Consider the following 6,698-nt stretch of genomic DNA (forward strand, 5'->3'; position numbering starts at 1 on the left):
TTCTGGCAGCCGCGCTCGACCCGCCGACTCGGCGGGAACCGGGCTCCGACCGCCTCGCTGAGCCCGGTTCACGGCGGATCAGCAGCGGCCTGTGGAGAACGTGCTCGCCGGAGCGGGACATCGGGCACGATGACGCGATGCCACGACCCGCACCCCTTCCTCTCGGACTGCGCGGACGCGCCTTCTCGGTGGAGGAGGCACGCGCCGCCGGAGTGACGGAGGACCGCCTCCGCGCGTCCGATCTGGTGATCCCCTTCCGCGGAGTGCGGGCGCCCGCCGGGGCGGCGACGAGCGTCCTCGAGCGCGCTGCGGCGTACGCGACGATCATGCGGCGCTCGGTGTTCTGCGGACTGACCGCGGCTCGGCTCTGGCCCCTCGATCTTCCGAGCGAGCCTCCGGACGAACCGCTGCACGTCGCGGTCCGGCACCCGGCACGCGCCCCGCGAGGGCGCGGACTCCTCGGCAGCTCTCTCTCGGACACCGACCTGACCGGCGTCCGGCGGGGCGGACTTCTCCTGGCCGACGGTGCGAGCGTCTTCTGCCAGCTCGGCGACGCGCTCCGGCTGGAGGATCTGGTCGCGGTCGGGGACGCGCTCGTCCTCTCGCCCGTGCAGCCCCGATCGGACGATCCCCGCCCGTGGGTCCCGCTGCACGAGTTGCAGCGGCGCGTCGCGCGCCTCGAGGGCCGCGGGTCGCGCGGCGTGCGTCGCGCGCTCGCCCTCGTCCGGGAGGGGGCGGAGTCGCGGCGCGAGACCCGGCTCCGCCTCGTCCTCGTGACGGCAGGACTCCCGGAGCCTGAGCTGCAGGTCGAGCTGTTCGACGCGCTCGGGAAGATCGGACGGGTCGATCTCCTCTACCGGAAGTGGCGCGTCGTCGTGGAGTACGAGGGCGACCACCACCGCACGGATCGCGCGCAATGGGATCGCGACCTGATCCGCTACGAGAGGCTCGCGGCCGCCGGCTGGACAGTCGTGCGCGTCGCCTCGGCCTCCTTCGACGCGGATCCGGCCGACTGCGCCCACCGCGTCCGCCGCGCGCTCATCGCGGGCGGGTGGCGTCTCTCGTCGTGATCGCTGCGCGGCTCGCGAGCGGCGAGTGGACGAGAATCGGGCGCTGCACCTCACGCAGAGCCCGCCACGCGACCACTCGCGATCAGCGGGAGACGCGAATGGACGCGAGACGGGCGCTCGGCCCGCGCAGAGCCCGCTCCGCAACCACTCGCGAAGAGCAAGAGACACGCGAAGAGCAAGGGACACGAGTAGACGCGAAACGGGCGCCCCACCCCACGCAGACCCCGGCACGCGACGACTCGCCATCACCGAGAGACACGAGTGGACGCGGAACGGGCGCTCGAGCCCGACCAGAGCCCGCTCCGCGGCCAGTCGCGGAGTGCGGGCGCGCAGACCGGGGCGGCGGGCGCTCAGAGAGGCGTCGCGAGGCGGTAGCCGCGCTTGATGACGGTGGCGACGAGGCGCGGCTCCGGGAGCGCCTGGCGCAGACGGCTGATCGCGACGTCGACCGCGTGGTCGTCGAGCGCCTCGGGGGCGGAGGCGGCGAGCACTCCGCGCGCGACCGTCGCGCCCTCGGCGGCGACCAGGGTGCGGAAGAGCGCCAGCGCCACCGGAGTCAGCGCCACCCGCTCCCCCGCGAGGACGGCGTGGCGGCCGCGGAGCTCGAGGGGCCCGTACTCGGTGGCGATGCGGGGCGCGCTCTGCTCGAGGTGCTCGCAGAGCAGGCGGATGAGGGCGCCCATCCGGAACCGGTCGGGGACGATCGGCAGGATCTGCGCCTCGACGAGCGGTGCCGCAGTGACGGGGCCGACCGCCGCCGCGACGACCGTCTCGCGGAACGCGGCCTGCAGGGCGTCGAGGCGGCCCGCGGCCTCGGCGACGGTGAACAGGGCCTCGACGGCGGGCGCGCTCGTGAAGGTGACGGCGTCGATCCCGCCGCAGCAGATCGCCTCGATCAGGCGCAGGACGCGCGCGGAGTCCTCGTGCACGCTCCAGCGGTAGGGGGCGGCGGTGAGGACCGTCGCGCCCGCGTCGGTCAAGCGCTCGAGCTGATGCGGGTCGGTGAAGCCGTGCAGCTGCACCGCGATCGTGCGGCCGTCCACTCCGGAGCGCAGGGCGAGGTCGACGAGGGAGGTGGTGGTCTCGCGCTCGCTCATGCCGTGGTCGTCGAGCCCGGCGGCGCGGACGGCTCCGCGTGCCTTCGGACCGCGGACGAGGATCCGGGCGGCCGAGAGGGCGTCGACGAGCTCGTCGCCCAGCCCGGCGGCGTCGGCCGCCTCGAGCCAGCGGCGCATGCCGTAGGAGGTGGTGGCGAGCAGCACGTCGGGGCGCACGGCGACGATCGCGCGGGTCTCGTCCTCGAGGACGCCCTCGGTGTCGATGCCGCGCATCCGGATGGTGGGTGCGTGGGTGACGTCGGCGCCGCGGCGCTCGAAGGCGGCGATGAGGTCCTCGGAGCGGCGGTCCGAGGTCACGCCGATGCGGAAGCCGACGAGCTGGTCGGGTCGGAATCCGGGCGAGGAGGCGTCGGAGTCGCTCGCGTCGGTGCCGCTCATCGGGGAGTGCCGGTCATCGGGGCCTCGGGGTCTCACGTGGTCAGCGCATCGACCGCGCGGGCGATGCTCTCGGGATCCTGAGAATCATCGCACGCGGCCTGACGCACGACCTCGCCGATGACGATGACCGCGGGCGAGCGAGGAGCGAGGTCGGCGAGCAGCCCCACGACCCCGCCGACGGAGGTGATCGTGGTGCGCTGCGCGTGCGACCAGCCGCGCTCGACGATCGCGAGCGGCATCTCCGCGCCCATCCCGGCGCGCTGCAGTCCGGCGACCAGGTGCGGGAGGGTGTTCACGCCCATCAGGACGACGAGCGTGCCGCCGAGCCCCGCCAGGTGCCCGAGCTCCTCCTCGCTGAACGGCGCGTGACCCGAGACCACGGTGAACGCCCGGCTGACCTCGCGGTGCGTGACCGGGATGCCCGCGGCCGCCGGCACCGAGATCGCGCTCGTCACTCCGGGCACGACCGTGACGGGGACTCCGGCGACCCGGCAGGCGCGCACCTCCTCGGCGCCGCGGCCGAAGACGAAGGGGTCGCCGCCCTTCAACCGCACGACGTCGAGTCCGTCGAGCGCGCGGGCGACCATGAGCCGCTCGATCTCGTGCTGCGGCACCGCGTGGTGGCCGGGGGTCTTGCCGACGTCGATCAGCTCGGCCCCCGGCGCCCACTCGGCGAGCCCGTCGTGCGGGCCGAGGCGGTCGTAGAGCACGACGTCGGCCTCGCGGAGCGCCCGGTGCGCGGCGAGCGTCATCAGCTCGGAGTCGCCCGGTCCCCCGCCGACGATGCTCACGTGCCCGAGGGGCCGGTGGGGCGCGGCGGCCTCGTCGACCGTCCAGATCCCGTGCCGCCCGGCCTCGGCGGACGCGGCGGCGCGCAGCTCGGCGGATCCCTCGACCCACACCAGCAGCGCGGGGCATCCCGAGGCCAGCATCGACGCCGACGCCAGGCGCACCGGCAGCGAGTCGTCGGCCTCGCGCCGCTCGACGAGCGCTCGGGCGGCGCGGTAGCGCGCGAGCACGCGGCGGGTGCCGGAGGCGGTGCCCACGACGAGCACGCGGCGGCCGGTCAGATCGAGTGAGAGCTGCATCAGGACTCCTTCACGGTGGCAGCGGGAGCGGACAGCGACGCCGGCGGCCCCACCACGCTCACCGGTCCGACGGGGATCGTCGTCCCCGCGACCAGAACCGGCCCGTCCGAGCGCTCATCGCTGCCCGCCGGGCGGATCTGGCCGCGCTCGCGCACGGTCGCGACCCGCGGATCAGCGGTGTCGGGCGCGTTGACGAAGGAGCGGAAGCGGCGCAGCCGATCGGGGTCGGCGAGGGTCGCCGCCCACTCGTCGACGTACGTGTCGACGTGGGTCGCCATGGCGGCCTCCAGCTCGGCGGCGATGCCGAGCGAGTCCTCGCAGACCACCTCGCGCACGTGGTCGAGACCGCCGGGGAGGTCCTCCTGCCAGCGCGCCGTCCGCTGGAGGCGCTCCGCGGTGCGGACGTAGTACATGACGTAGCGGTCGATGTACTGGACGAGGGTCGTGTCGTCGAGGTCCTGCGCGAGCAGCTGCGCGTGGGCGGGCTGGTAACCGCCGTTGCCGCCGACGTAGAGATTCCAGCCGGTGTCGGTCGCGATCACGCCGATGTCCTTGCCGCGCGCCTCCGCGCACTCGCGCGCGCATCCGCTCACGCCGAGCTTGAACTTGTGCGGCGAGCGCAGGCCCCGGTAGCGCTCCTCGAGGAACACCGCCATGCCGACCGCGTCCTGGACGCCGTAGCGGCACCACGTCGATCCGACGCACGACTTCACCGTGCGCAGCGACTTGCCGTACGCCTGGCCCGACTCGAAGCCGGCGTCCACCAGCAGGGTCCAGATCTCGGGGAGCTGCTCGAGGCGGGCGCCGAACATGTCGATCCGCTGGCCGCCGGTGATCTTCGTGTAGAGCCCGTACTGCTCGGCGACCTCGGCGATGACCTTGAGCTTCGCGGGGGTGATCTCGCCGCCCGGGATGCGCGGGACGACGGAGTAGGTGCCGTCCTTCTGCATGTTCGCGAGCGCCCGGTCGTTGGTGTCCTGCAGCGGCGCCTGGCCCGCATCGAGGATGTACGCGTTGGTCTGCGTGGCGAGGACGGAGGCGATGACCGGCTTGCAGACGTCGCAGCCGAGCCCCGATCCGAAGCGCTCCATGACCTGCTCCGCCGAGTGCAGGCCCAGTATCCGCACCGACTCGAACAGCTCGCTCCGGCTGAGCGAGACGTGCTCGCAGAGGGCGCGCGACACCTCGACGCCGGCCCGGGTGAGCTCGGTGTCCAGCAGCTTCTTCACCAGCGGCACGCAGGAGCCGCACTGGGTGCCGGCGCGCGTGCACGCCTTCAGCGGACCGAGCTCGGTGCAGCCCTCGCCGATGGCATGGCGCACCTCGCCCACCGAGACGTTGTTGCAGGAGCAGAGCTGCACGTCGTCGGGCAGGTCGCCGCTCGGAGCCTCGGCGCCGGCCGCGGCGAGGTACGCGCTGGGCTCCGCGGGCAGCTCGCGGCCGAGCAGGGGGCGGAGGGAGGAGTAGGGCCCCGCATCGCCGACGAACATGCCGCCGAGCAGGGTCTTGGCATCGTCCGAGACGACGATCTTCTGGTACAGCCCGCGGGCCGGGTCGGCGTAGACGACCTCGAGGGCGCCCTCGCCGGCCCCCAGCGCATCGCCGAAGCTGGCCACCTCGACGCCCGAGAGCTTGAGCTTGGTGGCGTCGTCCACCCCGGGGAAGGTCGCGTCGCCGCCGAGCAGGCGGTCGGCGACGACCTCGGCCATCGCGTTCGCCGGGGCGACGAGTCCGACCGTGCGGCCCTGGATCGCGGCGACCTCGCCGATGGCCCAGACGTGCTCGCGGCTCGTGCGGCACGCGTCGTCGACCACCACTCCTCCGCGCGGAGCGACGTCGATGCCGACCCCGCGGGCCAGCTCGTCGCGGGCGGTGATGCCGATCGAGAAGACGACGAGGTCGGCGCTGATGCTCGAGCCGTCGGTCAGGGTGACGCCGAGCACCGTGCCGGAGGGGGACGTCAGGATCTCGGTCGGACGGTTGCCGAGGTGCAGAGCGATGCCCTGGGCCGAGATGATGCGGCCCAGCGCCTGGCCCGCGCCCTCGTCGAGCTGGGCGCTCATCAGCCAGCGGCCGGAGTGGATGAGCGCGGTGCGCGCGCCGAGCCGGTGCGCGCCGCCGGCGGCCTCGAGGCCGAGCAGCCCTCCTCCGACCACGACCACGTTCGCCGGCCGGCCCCTGCGCTTCTGGAAGGCGGCGAGGTCGGCGACGAGCGAGTCGACGTCCTCGAGGGTGCGGTAGACGCGGCCGTGCTCGGCGCCGGCGATGGGCGGCACGGTCGCGGAGGAGCCGGTGGCCAGCACGATCTCGTCGCCCTCGAACCAGCGGCCGTCGGCCAGCTCGACGCGGGGGTGCTCGGGGTCGATCGCGACCACGCGGGAGGAGGTGATCAGCCGGGCCGACTCCCACAGGGCGCCGTCGCCGAGGGTCAGGTCGACGAGCCCCTCGAGGCGCTTCGAGAGGGCGACGCGGTCGTAGGGGTGGTGCACCTCCTCGCCGAAGACGGTGATGTCGAGGGCGTCGGAGCCGGAGCCGGAGCCGGCCCGCGCCACGAGCGCGTCGACCAGGCGGTGCGCGGCGGGGCCGGCGCCGACGACGAGCACGCGTCGAGGGGCTCGGGCGGCGGGGTTCGCTCCTGCGGTTGTCATGGCCTCCACCGTAGGCACGCGCCGTTTCCCCACCGTTGCCCGGACGTAACGCTCTGTGACGGGCGTCTCACGGTGCGGCCCGGCCGTCGTGAGAGCTTCGTTACGCCCGGGACACCGCGGACGTCATCGGACGAAACGCACGATCCCTACCGTGTCCTTCACCGCCTCCGACCGGATGCGCGTCCTCCACCGCCTCCGACCGGATGCGCGTCCTCCACCGCCTCCGACCGGATGCGGCCCCTCGACAGAGAAGGCGGGACCATGACACTCCTCGACAGCCCGTCCGCTCCGGCGGCGACGACCACCTGGGTCCCCGTCTGCAACCGGCTCGAGCTCGAGCCGGTTGCAGACGGGGACCCAGGTGGTCGTCGCCGCCGGAGCGGACGGGCTGTCGAG

At 74.0% G+C, this 6,698-nt stretch carries 4 protein-coding genes; 1 reads left to right on the forward strand and 3 read right to left on the reverse strand.

Annotation, left to right across the window (positions count from 1 at the left end; all coding sequences use genetic code 11):
* Positions 1–137 precede the first annotated feature (137 nt).
* Positions 138–1,070: an endonuclease domain-containing protein gene (locus tag NB037_RS10925; RefSeq protein WP_251945682.1), complete on the forward strand. Its 933-nt coding sequence runs from the start codon at positions 138–140 to the stop codon at positions 1,068–1,070.
* 350 nt (positions 1,071–1,420) lie between these two features.
* On the opposite strand, the gene NB037_RS10930 is transcribed toward NB037_RS10925, so the two are convergent.
* Genes NB037_RS10930 through nirB form a run of 3 tightly spaced genes read right to left on the reverse strand, consistent with a single transcriptional unit; the run spans position 1,421 to position 6,302 of the window.
* Positions 1,421–2,566 carry a uroporphyrinogen-III synthase gene (locus NB037_RS10930; RefSeq protein ID WP_251945683.1) on the reverse strand — a complete coding sequence of 382 codons (1,146 nt, stop codon included), beginning with the start codon at positions 2,564–2,566 and terminating at the stop codon, positions 1,421–1,423.
* 32 nt (positions 2,567–2,598) lie between these two features.
* Entirely contained in the window at positions 2,599–3,654 is a 1,056-nt protein-coding gene (cobA, locus tag NB037_RS10935; RefSeq protein WP_251945685.1) for a uroporphyrinogen-III C-methyltransferase, read from the reverse strand.
* Entirely contained in the window at positions 3,654–6,302 is a 2,649-nt protein-coding gene (gene nirB / locus NB037_RS10940) for a nitrite reductase large subunit NirB (RefSeq protein WP_251945686.1), read from the reverse strand. Before nirB ends, cobA begins: the two co-directional genes overlap by 1 nt.
* Between the last annotated feature and the right edge of the window lie 396 nt (positions 6,303–6,698).

It is taken from the genome of Rathayibacter rubneri (genome assembly GCF_023743255.1).
GTDB classification, from domain to species: domain Bacteria; phylum Actinomycetota; class Actinomycetes; order Actinomycetales; family Microbacteriaceae; genus Rathayibacter; species Rathayibacter rubneri.

Coding starts and splice junctions, on each gene's coding strand:
- nirB (WP_251945686.1), bottom strand. CDS start 6,302: ATGACAACCGCAGGAGCGAACCCCGCCGCCCGAGCCCCTCGACGCGTG.
- cobA (WP_251945685.1), bottom strand. CDS start 3,654: ATGCAGCTCTCACTCGATCTGACCGGCCGCCGCGTGCTCGTCGTGGGC.
- NB037_RS10925 (WP_251945682.1), top strand. CDS start 138: ATGCCACGACCCGCACCCCTTCCTCTCGGACTGCGCGGACGCGCCTTC.
- NB037_RS10930 (WP_251945683.1), bottom strand. CDS start 2,566: ATGAGCGGCACCGACGCGAGCGACTCCGACGCCTCCTCGCCCGGATTC.